The sequence below is a fragment of the Pleomorphomonas carboxyditropha genome (assembly GCF_002770725.1).
Taxonomy (GTDB): domain Bacteria; phylum Pseudomonadota; class Alphaproteobacteria; order Rhizobiales; family Pleomorphomonadaceae; genus Pleomorphomonas; species Pleomorphomonas carboxyditropha.
Window position 1 is genome coordinate 1 of the sequence record NZ_NQVN01000070.1, and the last position, 671, is coordinate 671.

Below are 671 nucleotides of genomic sequence, written 5' to 3' on the forward strand. Positions count from 1 at the left end.
AGGACGTCGAGCGCGGCCAGGTGCTGTGCAAGCCGGCTTCGGTGAACCCGCACACCAAGTTCAAGGCCGAGGCCTACATCCTGACCAAGGAAGAGGGTGGCCGTCACACGCCGTTCTTCACCAACTATCGCCCGCAGTTCTACTTCCGCACGACGGACGTGACCGGCGTGGTGACGCTGAACGAAGGCGTCGAGATGGTGATGCCGGGCGACAACGTGACGATGAACGTCCAGCTGATCGTTCCGATCGCCATGGAGGAGAAGCTGCGCTTCGCCATCCGTGAAGGTGGCCGCACCGTCGGCGCCGGCGTCGTCGCTTCGATCGTCGAATGACGAAGGCTCTCCGGCGGCCTAGGCCGCCGGAATCCCCCGAATTTCAAGGCTGATCCACAGCCAAGCCATTCGGGAGAAAAAGAAATTGCCGCGCGGGCTTGCTCCGCCGGCAAGAATCGGTGAGAAGGGCGCACCGCGCTTTTGGTGCTTGATCCTGAAGCCGGTTCGGCTATAAGCGAACGGACTGGCGTCCGCGAGCGGAAGTCTAGGGGTATAGCTCAGCTGGTAGAGCGGCGGTCTCCAAAACCGCAGGTCGCGGGTTCGAGCCCTGCTGCCCCTGCCATTTCCCTCTTGCATGGACCTGCCGAACGCTATAGATAACGGTTCCTATCTCGTGGC

The 671-nt window shown here is 62.1% G+C and carries 1 protein-coding gene and 1 tRNA gene; both read left to right on the plus strand.

Annotated features, from left to right (window positions below; translation table 11 throughout):
* The coding region (locus tag CJ014_RS27240; protein ID WP_483428688.1) for an elongation factor Tu at window positions 1-332 on the plus strand (332 nt) is incomplete at its 5' end.
* Window positions 333-539: 207 nt separating this feature from the next.
* A tRNA-Trp gene (locus CJ014_RS27245) sits at window positions 540-615 on the plus strand.
* Window positions 616-671 lie beyond the last annotated feature (56 nt).